Source organism: Streptomyces sp. NPDC059080, from assembly GCF_042739975.1.
Taxonomy (GTDB): domain Bacteria; phylum Actinomycetota; class Actinomycetes; order Streptomycetales; family Streptomycetaceae; genus Streptomyces; species Streptomyces benahoarensis.
Window position 1 is genome coordinate 18,692 of record NZ_JBHYGX010000025.1, and the last position, 15,919, is coordinate 34,610.

At 75.2% G+C, this 15,919-nt stretch carries 13 protein-coding genes; 7 read left to right on the forward strand and 6 right to left on the reverse strand.

The window, feature by feature from the left end; all coding sequences use genetic code 11:
- Window positions 1–171: 171 nt before the first annotated feature.
- Window positions 172–1,341 (forward strand): macrolide family glycosyltransferase, encoded by a 1,170-nt coding sequence (locus tag ACFWWQ_RS20040; RefSeq protein WP_384598005.1) that lies wholly within the window; start codon window positions 172–174, stop codon window positions 1,339–1,341.
- Window positions 1,342–1,468: 127 nt separating this feature from the next.
- On the opposite strand, the gene ACFWWQ_RS20045 is transcribed toward ACFWWQ_RS20040, so the two are convergent.
- Window positions 1,469–2,668 (reverse strand): acetyl-CoA acetyltransferase, encoded by a 1,200-nt coding sequence (locus ACFWWQ_RS20045; protein ID WP_384597907.1) that lies wholly within the window; start codon window positions 2,666–2,668, stop codon window positions 1,469–1,471.
- 282 nt (window positions 2,669–2,950) lie between these two features.
- Between ACFWWQ_RS20045 and ACFWWQ_RS20050 the strand changes: the two genes are divergently transcribed.
- Both ACFWWQ_RS20050 and ACFWWQ_RS20055 read left to right on the forward strand, forming a co-directional pair.
- Entirely contained in the window at window positions 2,951–4,201 is a 1,251-nt protein-coding gene (locus ACFWWQ_RS20050) for an acyl-CoA dehydrogenase family protein (RefSeq protein ID WP_384597909.1), read from the forward strand.
- A gap of 32 nt (window positions 4,202–4,233) precedes the next feature.
- Window positions 4,234–4,674 carry a nitroreductase family deazaflavin-dependent oxidoreductase gene (locus ACFWWQ_RS20055; protein ID WP_384597911.1) on the forward strand — a complete coding sequence of 147 codons (441 nt, stop codon included), beginning with the start codon at window positions 4,234–4,236 and terminating at the stop codon, window positions 4,672–4,674.
- 224 nt (window positions 4,675–4,898) lie between these two features.
- Here ACFWWQ_RS20055 and ACFWWQ_RS20060 read toward each other — a convergent pair whose 3' ends face one another.
- Window positions 4,899–5,546 (reverse strand): TetR family transcriptional regulator, encoded by a 648-nt coding sequence (locus tag ACFWWQ_RS20060; RefSeq protein ID WP_384597913.1) that lies wholly within the window; start codon window positions 5,544–5,546, stop codon window positions 4,899–4,901.
- A 365-nt stretch (window positions 5,547–5,911) separates the two neighbouring features.
- On the opposite strand from ACFWWQ_RS20060, the gene ACFWWQ_RS20065 reads away from it, so the two are divergent.
- Complete coding sequence (locus tag ACFWWQ_RS20065) at window positions 5,912–6,706, forward strand: VOC family protein (protein ID WP_384597915.1); 795 nt, start codon at window positions 5,912–5,914, stop codon at window positions 6,704–6,706.
- Between the two features lie 734 nt (window positions 6,707–7,440).
- Complete coding sequence (locus ACFWWQ_RS20070) at window positions 7,441–9,972, forward strand: PQQ-binding-like beta-propeller repeat protein (protein ID WP_384597917.1); 2,532 nt, start codon at window positions 7,441–7,443, stop codon at window positions 9,970–9,972.
- A gap of 65 nt (window positions 9,973–10,037) precedes the next feature.
- On the opposite strand, the gene ACFWWQ_RS20075 is transcribed toward ACFWWQ_RS20070, so the two are convergent.
- A complete protein-coding gene (locus tag ACFWWQ_RS20075; RefSeq protein WP_384597919.1) occupies window positions 10,038–11,168 on the reverse strand; it encodes a hypothetical protein in 1,131 nt (376 codons plus the stop codon).
- Window positions 11,169–11,303: 135 nt separating this feature from the next.
- Here ACFWWQ_RS20075 and ACFWWQ_RS20080 point away from each other — a divergent pair, with 135 nt between their 5' ends.
- Entirely contained in the window at window positions 11,304–11,642 is a 339-nt protein-coding gene (locus ACFWWQ_RS20080; RefSeq protein WP_384597921.1) for a hypothetical protein, read from the forward strand.
- Here the strand turns inward: ACFWWQ_RS20080 and ACFWWQ_RS20085 are convergent.
- From ACFWWQ_RS20085 to ACFWWQ_RS20095, 3 genes are read right to left on the reverse strand one after another with little or no spacing between them, the layout of a single operon-like run.
- Entirely contained in the window at window positions 11,602–12,405 is an 804-nt protein-coding gene (locus ACFWWQ_RS20085; protein WP_384597923.1) for an enoyl-CoA hydratase/isomerase family protein, read from the reverse strand. The genes ACFWWQ_RS20080 and ACFWWQ_RS20085 overlap by 41 nt on opposite strands.
- Complete coding sequence (locus tag ACFWWQ_RS20090; protein ID WP_384598007.1) at window positions 12,402–12,884, reverse strand: Zn-ribbon domain-containing OB-fold protein; 483 nt, start codon at window positions 12,882–12,884, stop codon at window positions 12,402–12,404. The genes ACFWWQ_RS20085 and ACFWWQ_RS20090 overlap by 4 nt, the downstream gene beginning before the upstream one ends.
- Window positions 12,885–12,909: 25 nt before the next feature.
- Complete coding sequence (locus ACFWWQ_RS20095) at window positions 12,910–14,061, reverse strand: lipid-transfer protein (RefSeq protein WP_384597925.1); 1,152 nt, start codon at window positions 14,059–14,061, stop codon at window positions 12,910–12,912.
- 91 nt (window positions 14,062–14,152) lie between these two features.
- On the opposite strand from ACFWWQ_RS20095, the gene ACFWWQ_RS20100 reads away from it, so the two are divergent.
- Entirely contained in the window at window positions 14,153–15,781 is a 1,629-nt protein-coding gene (locus ACFWWQ_RS20100; protein ID WP_384597927.1) for a FadD3 family acyl-CoA ligase, read from the forward strand.
- Window positions 15,782–15,919: the final 138 nt, after the last annotated feature.

Genomic DNA, 15,919 nt, shown 5'->3' on the forward strand with positions numbered 1-15,919 from the left:
CCGTTCGCGTGCCGTCACGGCATCCCGTTCGCGGCACCCCCTATTCGTGGATCAAGCAGAGGAAGTGTCATGCCCGACAGCAACCCCCCGCATCCGCACGCCCCTTCCCGCAGGTCGGCCGTGGTGCCGCCGGGGGCCGACGGGTCCGTGCGGCGGCGCGCGCATGTGGCCATGGTGGGGACGCCGATGGTCAGCCATGTACTGCCCGGTCTGGAGATCATCCGTGAGCTGGTGGCGCGCGGGCACCGCGTCACCTACGCCAACTCCGATCACGCCGCGGAGCTGATCCGGCCCACCGGCGCCGAGTTCGTCCGGTGCACCTCGGTGCTGCCGGTGGTCTCCCACGTCTGGCCCGAGGATCCGGTGGGCGCCGCGTCGCTCTTCCTCGACGACGCCGTCGAGGTCCTCCCGCAGCTACGCGCCTTCTACGACGACGACCCCGCGGACCTCTACCTCCACGATGTCGGCGCGTTCGCGGGCCGGGCGCTGGCCGAGGCGCAGGGCCGGGACCTCGTCCAGCTGTCGCCCACCTTCGTCGGCTGGGAGGGCGCGCAGGAGGAGGCCGGCGCCGCGTTCGCCGCGCTGCCGGGCGCCGACGCGTACACGGCGCGGTTCGCGGCGTGGCTGGCGGAGAGCGGCGCGACCACCACGGACGTGGCGGAGTTCAGCGGATGGCCCCGGCGGGCGCTGGTGACGATCCCGCGGGCCATGCAGCCGCACGCCGACCGGACCGACCCCGACCGGGTGACGTTCGTCGGGCCCTGCTCGCGGGAGCGCGCGGACCGTGAGAGCTGGAGCCGTCCGGCCGGCGCCGAGAAGGTGCTGCTGGTCTCGCTGGGCAGCGCGTACACGCGGCAGCCGGAGTTCTACCGGCGGTGCGTCGCGGCGTTCGGGGACCTGCCCGGCTGGCATGTGGTGCTCCAGATCGGCCGGTACGTCGATCCGGCCGAGCTGGGCGAGGTGCCCGGCACCATCGAAGTGCGGTCGTGGGTACCGCAGTTGGCGATCCTGGAGCAGGCGGACGCGTTCGTCACCCATGCCGGGATGGGCAGCTGCGGCGAGGCACTGGCGTGCGGGGTGCCGATGATCGCGGTACCGCAGGGCGCCGAGCAGTTCATGAACGCCGACCGCCTCGTCGAACTGGGCGTCGCCCGTCGCCTCGACACCGCCGATGCGACGGCCGAGGCGCTGCGGACCGCGCTGCGGGAGCTGCTGGCCGACCCCGGGATGGCCTCCCGTGTCGCTCAACTCCGCGCCGACGCCCGCGCGGAGGGCGGCGCCCCGCGCGCCGCCGACCTGATCGAGGAACGGCTGGAGCGGATCATGGCCGCCGAGGGGTGAGGCCCGGGGCGGGCGTCGGGCCCCGGGCTCGGCGCCCGCCCCGCCCAGGGGTGTCGCCCCGGTCGCGTGCCGGTGCCGTTACCCCGCCCCGTGCTGGGGGCGGCTACTCCGCCCCGTGCCGGTGCGGCTACCCCGCCCCCAGCACCACCGTCCCCGACGAACAGAACCACCCCCCGGTACCGGAAACGGCCGCGAGCCGCGGCGGGCGCTCGCCCCCGGTGCCGTCGGGCCGGTGGACCTGGCGGCCCTCACCGGCCGTGCCGCGTAGCTGCCGTACCGCCTCGACCAGCAGGAACAGGCCGCGCATTCCGGGGTGGCAGGCCGCCAGGCCGCCGCCGTCGGTGTTGACGGGCAGCGCCCCGTCCCGCAGCAGCCGCCCCCCTTCGACGAACGCGCCGCCCTCGCCCTTCGCGCAGAAGCCCAGGTCCTCCAGCGTCACCAGGGTCATATAGGTGAAGGCGTCGTAGAGCTGGGCGATCTCGATCTCGTCCGGGCGGACACCGGCGCGTGCGAAGGCGAGGCGGCCGGAGGCCGCGGCGGGGGAGACGGTGAAGTCGTCCCACTCCGACATCGTGGTGTGGGAGACGGCGGTACCGGAACCGAGCACCCACACCGGGGGCGTGGCGAGATCCGGGACGAGGTCCTCGGCGACCAGCAGGACGGCGCAGCCGCCGTCCGAGCGGAGGCAGCAGTGCAGTTTGGTGAACGGGTCGGCGATCACCGGCCCGGCCAGCACCTCGTCGACGGTGACCGGATCCCGGTACAGGGCGTCCGGGTTGGTGGCCGCGTTGGCCCGCGCCTGGACGGCGACCTCGGCCAGTTGTTCCAGTGTGGTGCCGTATTGGTACATGTGGCGGCGGGCGGCCATGGCGTACTTGGCGATCAGGGTGTGCCCGTAGGGGACCTCGAACTGGAGGGGGCCGCGGGAGCCGAACGAGAGGTTGGCGGTCCGGCGCCGGGCCTTGAGGTCGGCGCGGGCGGTGGAACCGTAGACCAGCAGGACCGCGCGGGCGTGGCCCGCGGTGATGGCGTCGGCGGCGTGGGCGGCCATCACCTCCCAGGTGGCGCCGCCCACCGATGTCGAATCCACCCAGGTGGGACGCAGCCCCAGGTACTCCGCGACCTCTACCGGGGCCAGGGTGCCGAGCCCGGCCGAGGCGAAACCGTCGATGGCCGTCCGCGGGAGTCCGCAGTCGGCCAGCGCCCGGCGCGCGGCCTGGGCGTGCAGTGCGTACGGGGTGGCGTCGTCCACGCGTCCGCAGTCGGACAGGGCGACTCCGGCGACGGCGACCTTGCGCTTCCCGTAAGGGATCCCTGACGGCGTCATGAATCTGACGGTACATCAGATATGGAGCCCCGGGCAGGGGCCGATCCGGTCCGCGGAGGTCGGGGAACGTCCCTGGGGTCTGCCGTCGAACTGCCGCCTCCGGGTGGCAACGGGAGTTTGGCGACGGGCCCTAGGAAAGTCCGCACCCCGTCCTTACCATGACGAGCCGTCAGATTCCGCGACGGCCGGCCCGCCGGTGCGCGGTGGCCGCGCCGGGCTGCAGATCCGGGCGCCCGCCGTCGTACGGAGGGGCGTTGCCGCACGGCCGGGAGGAGCCCGCCGATGGACGCCGCGACCACCGAGGAACAGGAAGAGTTCCGCCGCACCCTGCGCGCCCACCTGCGCGGCGGCCCCCACCCGGACGAGGACCCGGGCGAGAACGGCGACGACGGTGCGGTCCCCGGGCCGGACGGGCCCGCACCCGGCGCCGAGTGGCGGCGGCTCGCGCGGCGGACGGGGCTGGCCGGGGCCGCCCTGCCGACCGCGTACGGAGGAGGCGGCGGCGGGCCCGTCGCGCTCGCCGTGGCCTGCGAGGAGACCGGCCGGACGCTGCGGCCGTCGCCGCTGTTCGCCACCGCCGTGCTCACCGCGCCGCTGCTCCTCGCCCTCGGCACCGAGCGGCAACGGGGCGCGCTGCTGCCGCGCTGCGCCGCCGGGGAGCTGACCTGCGCCACGGCCGTCCCCGCAGGCCGGCTGGCCACCGCGCTCGCGCTCACCGGCCCGAACGGCGGCGACTGGGCCGGGGGCGGCCGCGCCGGTGGTCTCCAGGCGCGCAAGGTGCCCGGCGGCCCCGGCCGGCCCCCGGTCGACGGCGGCCGGTGGCTGCTCTACGGCGAGGCGGAGCGGGTCCCCGACGGGCACACCGCCGGGCTGCTGCTGGTCGCCGCCCACACCGGTGGCTTCACCCGCAGCCGCACCCGCCTCTTCCTGGTCCGCGCCCAGGCACCGGGGCTGCGCCGGGTCGCGCTGCCCACGGCGCCCGGGGAGCGGCCCTGCGCCCGCCTCGAACTCCGCCAGGTCGAGGGCGAATTGCTCGGTACGGGGGAGGGCGGGCCGGTCGGTGGGCGGATGCCGGAGACGGCCGCGCTCGCCGCCGTCGGGGCGGCCGCCGCCGCGGCGCTGGCAGCGGAGACGGCCGGTGCGGCCGACGCGGTGCTGTCCCGCGCCGCCGCCCGGGTACGGGACGGGGGCGCCCCGGCGGGCGACGGGGCGCGCGTCGCGGAGCTGCACGCCGCCGTACGGGCCGCCCGCGCCGCCGCGTACAGCGCCGCCGGATCCGCCGAACCGGGTGTGGGCGCGCTGGCGCTGGCCCAGGCGCTCCAGGCGCAGCGGGCGGTCGCGGCCGAGGTCGCGCCGCCCGGGGACGACGGGGCGGCGTACGCCCGGCGGGCGGCCTGCGACGCACTGCTGCTGGGCCCCGTGCACCGGCTCCGCGAGCGGGCCGCCGCGGAGGCGGGGCTGCTCACCATCGGGGAGCCCGCGCGGACCGGGCCGCCCGAAGGGAGCGCGGCGGCCGCGGTGGGTGCCTGGTGAGCGGGCCCAGAGGGCGGCGCCTGGTGGAGCGGATGTCCGCAACCCGGGCGTTCGCGCGCACCGCGCCGTACGTCGTGCCCGTCCTGGACCGCGCGGTGCACCGGCTGACCGGCGGAAAGGTGCTGCTGAGCGCGCGGATGCTGCCCGGGGTGATCCTCACGGCGACCGGCGCCCGCAGCGGGCTGCCCCGGCGTACGCCGCTGGCCTGTATGCCGCAGGAGGACGGCGGCTGGCTGCTGATCGGCAGCAACTTCGGCCGCCCGGGACACCCCTCCTGGACCGGCAATCTGCTGGCGCACCCGGAGGCGGAGATCAACTGGCAGGGGCGGGACATCCCGGTACGGGCCCGGCTGCTGTCCGGCGCGGAGCGGGAGCGGGCCTGGCGGGACGCCCTGGCGTTCTGGCCGCCGTACGCCGCGTATCAGGCACGGATCGGGCGGCAGATCAGGCTGTTCCGGCTGGAGCGGCGCTGACCGGAAGCGACGCGGGGCAAGGGGGAACGGCGCCGGGCGGGGGCCCGGCGGCGGGGACATGGGTGGGGGTGCGGCGGACCCGGGGTGGGGGTGGGTCCGCGAGGGGCGCCACGGGGGCGCGGCGGCCGGTGCGGTACTCCCGGCGGCTACGTCGGCGCCGGGGGCCGTACGGGTGGCCGCGGACGGGCCCGGAGAGCGGGGCCGCCTGTGGGCGGATGCCCGGGTTACTTCGTGGGCTTCTTTCCGGTGACGCCGAAATGCACCAACAGCGCGAGATTCGGCTTCAGTTCAGCCTGTTTGACGCCCCAGCTCTGGAATCCCTTCTGATGCCCCGAGACGGCCGCCAGCATGGCCACGATCGAACCGGCCATGGCCGCCGCGCTCACTTCCTTGTCGACCTTGTTCCGGCTCTGCAGGTCCTCGATGGATTCCGTGAGCGAGTTCGTCACGGCATTGAGGATCTTCATCCGGATCTTGTAGAACCGCTTGTCGCCCTCGGCGGCGCCCAGATCGACGACGCGCAGAATCGCGTCGTTGCGGCGCCAGAACGACAGGAAGCCGTCCACCAGCTCCTCCGCCGCCGCCCAGCCGGACTTTCCGACCCAGGAACGCCCGGCGACGAGATCGGTGAGTTCGGCGCCCTCTTTCGCCATCCCCTCGGCGATTTCGAGGACGGCGCCCTCCACGTCGGGGAAGTACTGATAGAACGTAGCGGGTGAAGTGCCCGCTTTTCGGGCCACGTCAATGACCTTCACATCCCGGTACGGGGATGAACTGAGCATTTCACTGAGGCAGTCGAGAAGCTTCTGCCGCGTCGCCTGCCCGCGGCGGCCGGCAACTCTGCCGTCGACGGTTCGCACTTGTCCTGTCATGCCGTCAGCTTACCGAGGGGTGAACGGAGCGCGATTTGGCTGCCTGCAAATGGGGATGGGGGAGTTCGGGATATTCGGTCCCGGTTGATTCCGCCGAGGCATAGTGCCATGAGTGCGCGGGAGTCGCCATGCCGGAGTGTGGACGGTACCGGCGGTTCCCGGGGCGCGGTGCCGCGGCCCCCGGGTGCGACGATTGGGCCGAACCGGTGAATGATGTTATCAACAGCCTGTGGACAAGTTCGGTGGACAACCGCAGGGCAAGTCCCGTGTTCCGGTGCACCGTTGGGTGGGTCCACCCGCGCCGGTGACGCATACGTTCGAATTTCTGTCGGGCGGTGGCCGTCGAACACCGCTAGCGTGCCCCTATGACGGCGATGACGGCATTCCCGGAGGGCACGCCCTGCTGGGTGGAGGCGATGCTCCCCGATCTCGACGCCGGAAAGCGTTTCTACGGGGAGCTGTTCGGCTGGACCTTCGACGAAGGGGCCGCCGAATTCGGCGGCTATACCCTCGCGTTCCGCGACGGCCGGAAAGCCGCCGGACTCATGCCGCAGACGGACCCGTCGGCGCCCGCCTCCTGGAACATTTTCTTCGCCACCCCCGATATCGCCCGCACCGAGCAGACCCTCACCCGCTCCGGCGGCCGGATCGTCTGCGCCCCGATGCCCGTCGGCGGCCTCGGCACGATGCTGGCCGCCACCGACCCGGGCGGCGCGGTCTTCGGCGCCTGGCAGGCCGGGACGCAGCGCGGCTTCGAGATCTCCGGCGAACCCGGCGGCTACGTCTGGATGGGCCTCAACACCCGCCTCCCGCACACCGCCGACGCCTTCTACGCCAAGGTCTTCGGCTTCACCGGCGTCACCGACAGCCCGATGGCGGGCCCCGGTTTCCTGCCGTGGCGGCTGCCCGGCGCGGACCGCGAGATCGGCTGCCGCGTCACCATCGGCCCCGACCTGCCGGATGACGTGCCCGCCCACTTCACCGTCTGCTTCCTCGCGGACGACATGGACGAGGCGGTGCGCACCGCCACCGCCCTCGGTGGAACCGTGGCGAGCGGACCGCACTCCTCCCCCGGGGGCCCGTTCGCGGTCCTCCGCGACAATCAAGGCGCCACGTTCGGTGTCATGGCTCCGAAAGAGCCCGCGAGACCGCAGAATTGACGAGTACGGCACCGAGTGCGGCGTCGAGTACGGCGTCGAGTACGGCACCGAGTACGGCAGAACAGCACGGCAGAGGGAACGGCAGGGCCGCCCGGCGTGACCGGAGACGGGCCGGGGCGGGCGACGACGGGGAACGCATGACCAGCAGGGATCGGCGGCGCGAGGGCGTCGCGCGGACGGCGCCACGACCGACGGCGCGGCAATCGGCACCGGGCGCGGCCCGGCGGACGGGCGGCGCCGTGCGCCCCCGTGCCCGCCGCCCCGCGCGGGGGGCGTCCCGGGCCCGCCGCCCCGGCGCACGGAGACCGGCGGCCCACCCGGCACGGCGCGTCGTCCCCGTCTGACGGGCGCCCGGCGCGCACCGTCCGGTTTCGGACACCGCGCGCCCCGGCCCCGTACCCGTCGCGTGGGGGCGGGCCGCACCGGGAGGCGCCGCCGGCCCGTAGGGGGCAGGTGGGCTGCGCGGGGTCGGCGGGTGCCCCCTTTGGGTGGACGTATCGGCGCACGTCAGACACGGATTGAGCACGGTGGGTGACGGTGCCGTCGCGTGGTGCGGGGGCGGCCCGGTGCGGCTGCGCGCGGGCCCCGGGTTCGCCACCGTGGCCTTCGCCAGGAAGAATCAGCTCGCATACGGCCGTTCAGGCCAGCGGTGAGACGCTGCACGGGGCAGTGGGTCTCGGCGGCGCGGTGCTTTGGAGAGTCTCTTTTACGCCCCACGGGGAGGTGGCAGGCAAGTGGTGGAGCAGCTGACGCAGCTGACGCAGCACGATCCCCGGCGGATCGGCCCGTTCGAGGTGCTCGGCCGTCTCGGGGCCGGCGGCATGGGACTGGTCTATCTGGCGCGCTCGGCGTCCGGCCGGCGCGTGGCGATCAAGACGGTGCGCACGGAGCTGGCCGAGGACCAGCTGTTCCGGGTCCGCTTCACGCGCGAGGTCGAGGCGGCCCGCGCGGTGTCCGGCTTCTACACCGCGGCGGTGGTCGACGCCGACCCGCGCGCCGCGGTGCCGTGGCTGGCGACCGCGTACGTACCGGCGCCCTCCCTGGAGGAGATCGTCAACGAGTGCGGACCGATGCCCGCCCAGGCGGTGCGCTGGCTGGCGGCGGGCATCGCTGAGGCACTGCAGTCCATCCACGGCGCGGGGCTGGTCCACCGTGACCTGAAGCCCTCCAACGTCCTCGTCGTCGAGGACGGCCCCCGGGTCATCGACTTCGGCATCGCCTCCGGTGTCTCCAGCACCCGCCTGACCATGACCAACGTCGCCGTCGGCACGCCCGCCTACATGTCGCCCGAGCAGGCCCGCGACTCCCGCAGCGTCACCGGCGCCAGCGACGTCTTCTCCCTCGGCTCCACCCTCGTCTTCGCCGCCACCGGGCACGCGCCGTTCCACGGCGCCAACCCCGTCGAGACGGTGTTCATGCTGCTGCGTGAGGGCCCCGATCTCGCCGGGCTGCCGGATGAGCTGCGGCCCCTGATGGACTCCTGTATGCAGATGGAGGCGGCCCGCCGGCCGTCCCCCGCCGACCTCCAGTCCCAGCTCGCCCCGCATCTCTTCGGCTCCGGTACGGACGACAGCGGCACCGCCTCCGCCTGGTTGCCGCCCGGCGCGGTCGCCCTCATCGAGGGGCGCCGCGGCGGCCGCTCCGGGCGCGACCGGGCCCCGGCCCCTCCGCCGGAGCCCCCGCGGCCCCCGCAGGACGCGCCCCCGCGCCCCGTAGGCGCGCCCCCGGCGGCCGCCCCCGCCACCGGCTGGCCGGGCCGGATCGGCGCCGGACCGGACGCCCACCGCGGCGCCGACCCGCGCACCGGCGCCGGACCGCTGCCCCCGTCCGCACCAGGCCCCGTCCCCGTCCGGGCCCGTGTCGCCCCGCCGCTGGACGCCCCGGCCGCGCCCGAGGCGGACGGCCACGGCGGGCCCGTACGCCTGGGCGCGTCGGCCGCACCGATAGGGCCGGGCCCGCGCGCGGCCGACGCCCGGGAGACGCCGCGCGGCCACGCCATGGCGACGGACTGGGTGCGGCCCCCGGGCGGCGCGTCCGGTGTGCCCGCGCAGGCGGGCCGCCCGGCGCTCCCGGCCGCCGCCCCGGCGCGGCCCGAGCAGCCCCCGGCGCCCGCGGAGCCGCCCGGCGCGGAGCAGAACCGCTGGCGCCCCTGGCGCTTCCGTATGTCGAACGACGTCTGGGGCACCCCGGCCGTCGCCGGTGACCTGCTGTACGTCACCTCGTTCGAGGTGCACGCCCTGGATGTGGCCAGCGGGCGGCGGAAGTTCAAGACCCGCGACGTGGCCTGGGCGATGGCGGTCGCCGACGGCCGTATCCACGCCTCCGACGGTCCCACGTTGTACGCGCTGGACGCCGTGGACGGCACCGAGCGCTGGCGGCTGAACACCGACGGCTGGGTGTACGCCCTGTCCGCGGAGCGCGGCACCGTCGTCACCAGTACCCGGGGCGGCGGCGTCCAGGCGTGGGAGGCGGCCACCGGCGAGCTGCGGTGGGAGATCCGCGGCGCGCAGACCGACGTCGAGACCGCCGAGGCGGCCCCGGTGCTCCACGACGGCACGGTCTTCGTCTGCGCCGACGGCCGCCTCAAGGCGCTGGACGCCCGCACCGGCGCCGAACGCTGGTCCTGCCCGGTCGGGGACGCCGCGGCCTGCGGCGGCGTCCCGGTGCGGCTGCTGCCCGCCCCGGATGGCGTGGTGTACGTCGTCGCGGGCGCGCGGGCGCTCGCCGTCGACATCGGCCGCGGCGAGGTGCGCTGGCACTTCGAGGCGCCCGCGGTGTTCGTGAGCCCCCCGGCCTTCGCCCCGGGCCCGGCCGTCACCGGGGGCGGCGTTTACCTGGTCGACTACCTCGGCACGGTCTACGCCCTGGACGCGGCCGACGGCCGGGACCGCTGGCGGATCGCGACCGAGCCCCGGCAGTCCACCGAACCGGTACTGGTCGCCCACGGCGCCGTCCACCTGGGCAGCGGCAAGGCGCTCTACACCCTCGACGCCGTCACCGGCACCCCGCGCTGGCGGTTCCAGGCGGGCGGCGACGTGATCGGCGCACCGGTCGTCGCCGAGGGCCGCGTCCACTTCGGCTCCGCCGACCACTGCCTCTACACGCTCGACGCGATGGGCGGCCAGCTCCGCTGGAAACTGGCGACCGGCGGCGAGATCACCGGTACGCCCGTGGCGTCGGGCGGTGTGGTGTACGCCTGCAGCAAGGACCGCTGCGTGTACGCGCTGGACGCGGCCCGCGGGACGGGGCAGGCACGACGGGCCTGAGGGCGCGGAAGCGAGCGGTGGGCGCCCCGGGGCGGAGGGTTCCGGGGCGCTGCCGCGTTTCTACGCTAAGGGGCGTTGCCGCCGTCGTCCCGGGGGCGGCGCGGGTGGTCCTCCGGGGCGTCGGGCCCGTCGGGTGCCCCGGGCGCAGCGCCCTCGCCGTGCGGGCCGGGCTCACCGTGTGCGTCGGCTTCGCCGTGCGGGCCGGGCTCACCGTGTGCGTCGGGCCCGTCGGGGCAGACGGCGCGCTGTTGCACCGTCTCGTCCAGGGGGCCGGCCGCCCCGTCCGGTGTCCCCGTGGCGCGGCCGTCGGGCCGTACCTGCGGGAACGGGACGGTCGCGTCGGGTGATGCGCCCCAGGCGGGCTCGGGGCCTTCGGCGCGCGGGCCTTCGCCTCCGGCCGGACCGGCGCCGTACCCGGGTGCGCCGCCTTCCGACGCGTGGGCGCCCGTGGAGGCGTGCGGCTCCTCGGCGCCCGCCTGGGGCGTGCCGCCGGGGTGTTGGCGCAGCTCCTCGGCCCACCGCACCGGCGGCGTGGGGCGCTGGGGCTGCCCGCCGCCCTCCGGGGGCGGGCCGGGCGGTGGCGGGGGTGGCCGCCACTCCGGGGCGGGCGGGTGCCCCGGGTCCCACGGGGCGGCACCCGGCGCGAGGCGCGCGCCGTGCGCCCCCGGCTCGTTCCCGTACGCCCGCTCGTCGTAGGACGCGTCGTACCGCGCGGCGGCGCGCCGTTCCCGGGCGTCGCGGTCCTCCCGCTCGTCGTACCGTCCCCTGACGTGGCGGCCACGTGCGGTGTGGCGGCCGCGCATCACCAGGGCGGCGAGGAGCAGCAGGAGGCCGCTGCCGAACGCGACCGCCACCCCGTCGCCCAGTCCGCCCCGGGGACCGGCGGTGAGGCTGCCCGCCGCCTGGCCCTGCCGGACCATCCACAGGATCGTGAAGCCGAGCACCACCAGACCGGCCAGGGCCACCAGCGCGCGGCTGCGCAGCACGACGCCGACCAGCGTCAGCAGGGCGGCGAAGAGCATCGGCAGGAAGACGGAGCCGATCAGTTCCGCGGAGGCGCGGCTGAGGCCGCCGAAGAGGTCCTCGATACGGACGTCGCGGGCGGGACGGCCGTCGTACCAGGGACGGAAGGGGCTCCATACGGCGGCCGTCGCTCCGACGAGGGCGATCAGGGAGCCGCATACGTTGCGCACCACCGGCGTCGCCTCGTTTCCGCGTCGTCCTGATGTCCTCGGTCCCGACGCTACGCCTGCCCATCAGGGGCCGCGCGGCAGATGCGGCGGCCGGGCGGCCGGCCGCCCGCGGACGGCCCCCGTCTGTCACCGCCCACGATGGCGTGTCACCGCCCACGATGGCGACGTACGACCACCGACGGCCGCTCCGACGTGTGCGGCAGCGGCTGCGACTTCTCCAACTCGCTGCACGAGTTCACCTACCGCGTCAGCGTCACCAACACCTCGCTGTCGGACACCTTCTCGTACGACATGGAGGTCGGCTGGATGAAGGCGCGGCCGGCGGACGGGACGAGCTACGGGCGGCACACCCGCAGCATCTCGGTGGCGCCCGGCGCCACCGAGACGTACGCCGCGCGCTACACCGTCAACCAGTCGTCGTTCGCCCGCTTCTGGTTCACCTGCGAGGTGCGGTGGGCGGAGAAGTCCCGGATGTGACGGGGCGCCCCGGGGCGCGCTCGCGGGCCGCGAACAGCTCCGCCTGGCGCTCCGGGGGCAGATTGCCCAGGGCGATCAGGTGCGGGGCCTGGGCCAGCGCCCGCTCCCGGGTCGCCTCGTGGGCGGCCCACAGCGCCCGTACGGTGCCCTGGACGGCGTCGGTGGGCTGTGCGGCCAGCACCGCGGCGCGGCGCAGTGCGGTCGCCGCCGCCTCGCCCGGCGCGGTCAGCTCCGAGACCAGACCGGTGCGGTGGGCGCGGGCGGCGTCGAGCCGTTCCGCGGTGCCCATCAGGCACATCCGGGCGGCCTCCCCGTAGGGCATCCGCTGCGCCATGAGGATCGCCTCGTAGGCGCTGACCATCCCGAAGGTGGTGTGCGGGTCGAAGAAGGTGGAGTTCTCCGAGGCGATGATGAACTCCGCCTCGCCCAGGAGGTAGCAGGCGCCGCCGCAGGCCATCCCGTCGACCGCGGCGATCACCGGTTTCCACAGGTCGTTGGTCTTCGGCCCGATGCGCAGCAGGGGGTCGTCGAGGGAGTACGGCGAGGGCGGCTGCGGGACGGCCACGTCGCGGTCGATACCGGTGCAGAAGGCCCGGCCGCCCGCCCCGGTGACGACTGCGGCGCGTACGGAGGCGTCGAAGCGGAACGCCCGCCAGAGGCCGGCCAGTTCGGCGGCGGCCGCCAGGTCCAGCGCGTTGAGCTTGGCGGGCCGGTCGAGGGTGACCAGCGCGACGCCGTCGCTGATCTCGGCGCGGACGCTCACGGCCGCTCCAGGACCCAGCGGGGCACCGTCACGCCCCCGGGCGGGGTGTGGAAGACGGCCCGTACGGGCGCGCCGATGCGCAGCCGCGCCGGATCGACGGAGTCCAGGCGGGCGTCGGCGTCGGCGACGACGTTGCCGACGAGCCGGATCCGGGGCGCGTCGGCCAGCTCCACGACGACGGCGTTGTACGGCGCCTGCGCTGCGTAGGCGGGCAGCAGCGGCGGATGCGGGACGACGAACGACCAGATGCGGCCGCGGCCCGACGTCGCGCGCCAGTGGCTGTCGAAGGACTGGCAGTGCGGGCAGCAGGGCCGCGGCGGGAAGCGCGGAGCGGTGCACTCCGCGCAGGTCTGGACGCGCAGTTCGCCGCGGGCCGCGTACTCCCAGAACGGCGCGCCGTCCTCGTCGGGAACGGGAAACAGCAGGTCATCGGCGGTGTCGGCCGGATTGTCAGTGGGCTGTGTCACGCTCTGTGACATGACCTTACGTGGCTGCATGTGCCGATCAACTCCTCAGCAGCAGGGCCGAGGTGGGGACGCCCTCGCCCGCGGTGACCAGACAGGTGGCGGCGCCGGGGACCTGCGCGGTGCTGGTGCCGCGCAGCTGCTTGACGCCTTCGGTGATGAGGTTGAAGCCGTGGACGTACGCCTCCGAGAGGCCGCCGCCGCCGGTGTTGAGCGGCAGCCGCCCGCCGGTCTCCAGGGCGCCGCCCTCGGTGAAGGCCGCGCCCTCGCCGCGCCCGCAGAAGCCGTAGCCCTCCAGGGAGAGCGGGATCAGCGGGGTGAAGGCGTCATAGATCTGCGCCACGTCGACGTCTTGCGGGCCGAGGTCGGAGCCCTGCCACAGATGGCGGGCGGCGGTCCAGGCCGGGCCGCTGAGCGGGTCGTCGTTCCAGTAGTTGACCATCCCGTGGTGCTGGGCGGGCAGCCCCTGGGCCGCGGCGTGGACGTACACGGGCCGTCGGCGGCAGTCGCGGGCGCGTGCGGCGGAGACGACGACGCAGGCCAGCGCGCCGTCCGTCTCCAGGCAGTTGTCGAAGAGGCAGAGGGGTTCGCTGATCCAGCGGGCGGTCATGTACATCTCGCGGGTCAGCGGCCGGTCATACATCATCGCGGCCGGGTTCTGGTTGGCGCGGTTGCGGCAGGCGAGGGCGACGTGGAAGAAGTGGTCGCGGGTGGCGCCGTATTCGTGCATGTAGCGGCGGGCCAGCATGCCGATCTCGTCGGCGGGCCGCAGCAGCCCGAAGGGCCGGGTCCACTGTCCCGGGGTGGGCAGTTGGGCCCGGGTGTTCTTCCAGGGGCGGGGGCCCGAGCCGCGTTTGCGGGACCTCCAGGCGACGCCGACGTGCGCCTGCCCGGTGGCGATGGCAGCGGCCAGATGGGCCACGGTCGCGCAGGAGCCGCCGCCGCCGTAGCCGACCTTGGAGAAGTGGGTGACGTCCCCGGCGCCGATGGCCTTGGCGATCTCGACCTCGTCGGTCTCCTCCATCGTGTAGGAGGCGAAGGCGTCCACCTCCGCGGGAGCGATCCCGGCGTCGTCGAGTGCGGCGAGGATCGCCCGGCAGGCCAGGGTCTTCTCGGATTCCTCCAGCCTCTTGGCGAACGGAGTCTGCCCGATGCCGGCTATCGCCGTAGCGTCCTTGAGGGTTGCCCCCATGGCCACCTCCGTGGTCGGTCGTCCGTGCTGACAGCCGAGGAGGCTACCGCTAATCTGACGGGTAGTCAGCTCTTTCGCGGGAGGCGGTTCGATGCGCGATGACCTGGAAACGCGAGCGGATCTGCGGTACGGCTCCCTGCCCCGCCTGGTGCGCGAGGCCGCCGAGCGGTACGGCCCGCGCGACGCCGTGGTCGAGGGCCGCACCCGTCTCACCTACGCCGAGCTGGGCGAACGCGTCGAGCGGGCGGCCGCCGCCTGCCTCGCCGCCGGAGTCGCCCCCGGCGACCGCGTCGCCGTCTGGGCCCCCAACACCCCCGACTGGATCGTCTTCGCGCTCGGCGCCGTCACCGCCGGCGCCGTCCTGGTGCCGGTCAACACCCGCTTCAAGGGCGGCGAGGCCGCCGGCATCCTGCGCCGCACCCGCGCCCGGCTCCTCTTCGTCACCGGCACCTTCCTCGGCACCTCCTACGTCGCCGCGCTGCGCCGCGCCGCCCGGGAGGGGCCCGGCGACGGCCCGCTGCCCGGGCTGCCGGACCTGGAGCGGGTGGTGGTCCTCGCCGACGACGCCCCGGCCGACTTCGACAGCCGTCCGGCCTTCCTCGCCGCCGGTGCCGGGGTCCCGGCCCGCGCGGTCCGCGAGCGCGCCGACGCCGTCCGCCCCGACGACCCCTCCGACATCCTCTTCACCTCCGGTACCACCGGGCGGCCCAAGGGCGCGGTGCTCACCCACGCCCAGACGCTGCGCGCCTACGGCACCTGGAGCGACCTCGCCGGTCTGACGGAGGGCGACCGCTATCTGATCGTCAACCCCTTCTTCCACACCTTCGGCTACAAGGCCGGAATCGTCGCCTGCCTGCTGCGCGGCGCCACAATGGTGCCGCAGCCCGTCTTCGACGCCGAGGCCGCGCTCGCCCGCATCGCCGCCGAGCGGATCTCCGTCCTGCCGGGCCCGCCCACCCTCCATCAGCAGATCCTGGAGCACCCCGCCCGGGCCCGGCACGACCTGTCCGCGCTGCGGCTCGTGGTCACCGGCGCCGCCGTCGTCCCGCTGGAGCTGGTCGAACGCCTCCGCGGCGAGCTGGGCGTCGCCACCGTGCTGACGGCGTACGGCCTGTCGGAGGCGGGCGGCCTCGTCACGATGTGCCGCCGCGGCGATCCGCCCGAGGTGGTCGCCGCGACCAGCGGCCGGGCCGTCCCCGGCACCGAGGTCCGCATCGCCGACACCGCGGACCGCCCCGTACCGCCCGGCACCCCCGGGGAGGTGCAGGTCCGCGGGTACCACGTCATGTCCGGCTACTTCGAGGACCCGGCGGCCACCGCGCGCACCGTCGCCGCCGACGGCTGGCTGCGCACCGGCGACATCGGCGTCCTCGACGCGGACGGCAACCTCCGTATCACCGACCGCCTCAAGGACATGTTCATCGTCGGCGGCTTCAACGCCTACCCGGCCGAGATCGAGCAACTCCTCGGTCGGCACCCGGACATCGCGGAGATAGCCGTCGTCGGGATACCCGACGCCCGGCTCGGCGAGGTCGGCAAGGCGTACGCCGTCCGCCGCTCCGGCGCGAGCCTGACCGCCGACGACCTCATCGCCTGGTCACGCCGCGAGATGGCCAACTACAAGGTGCCCCGACAGGTCGAGTTCGTACCGGAGCTGCCGCGCAACGCGAGTGGGAAGGTGCTGAAGATGCGTCTTCGGGCGGGGGCGGAGGGGGTGTGACCTCGCCGGGAGCTGCGGTGAGCGGGGCCCGCGGCGTGCCTGTGCCGGGGCGTGCCCGTGCCGGGGCGTGCCGGATGCCTGAGCCTGCCGGGCCCCCGAGCCCGCAGGCGCCTGAGTCTGCTGGGCCCCCGAGCCGGG

What these genes read in the sequence shown, in the direction of transcription:
- ACFWWQ_RS20100 (WP_384597927.1), top strand. Translation starts at nt 14,153, where the DNA reads ATGCGCGATGACCTGGAAACGCGAGCGGATCTGCGGTACGGCTCCCTG.
- ACFWWQ_RS20090 (WP_384598007.1), bottom strand. Translation starts at nt 12,884, where the DNA reads ATGTCACAGAGCGTGACACAGCCCACTGACAATCCGGCCGACACCGCC.
- ACFWWQ_RS20055 (WP_384597911.1), top strand. Translation starts at nt 4,234, where the DNA reads ATGTCCGCAACCCGGGCGTTCGCGCGCACCGCGCCGTACGTCGTGCCC.
- ACFWWQ_RS20060 (WP_384597913.1), bottom strand. Translation starts at nt 5,546, where the DNA reads ATGACAGGACAAGTGCGAACCGTCGACGGCAGAGTTGCCGGCCGCCGC.
- ACFWWQ_RS20080 (WP_384597921.1), top strand. Translation starts at nt 11,304, where the DNA reads ATGGCGTGTCACCGCCCACGATGGCGACGTACGACCACCGACGGCCGC.
- ACFWWQ_RS20040 (WP_384598005.1), top strand. Translation starts at nt 172, where the DNA reads ATGGTGGGGACGCCGATGGTCAGCCATGTACTGCCCGGTCTGGAGATC.
- ACFWWQ_RS20050 (WP_384597909.1), top strand. Translation starts at nt 2,951, where the DNA reads ATGGACGCCGCGACCACCGAGGAACAGGAAGAGTTCCGCCGCACCCTG.
- ACFWWQ_RS20095 (WP_384597925.1), bottom strand. Translation starts at nt 14,061, where the DNA reads ATGGGGGCAACCCTCAAGGACGCTACGGCGATAGCCGGCATCGGGCAG.
- ACFWWQ_RS20065 (WP_384597915.1), top strand. Translation starts at nt 5,912, where the DNA reads ATGACGGCGATGACGGCATTCCCGGAGGGCACGCCCTGCTGGGTGGAG.
- ACFWWQ_RS20045 (WP_384597907.1), bottom strand. Translation starts at nt 2,668, where the DNA reads ATGACGCCGTCAGGGATCCCTTACGGGAAGCGCAAGGTCGCCGTCGCC.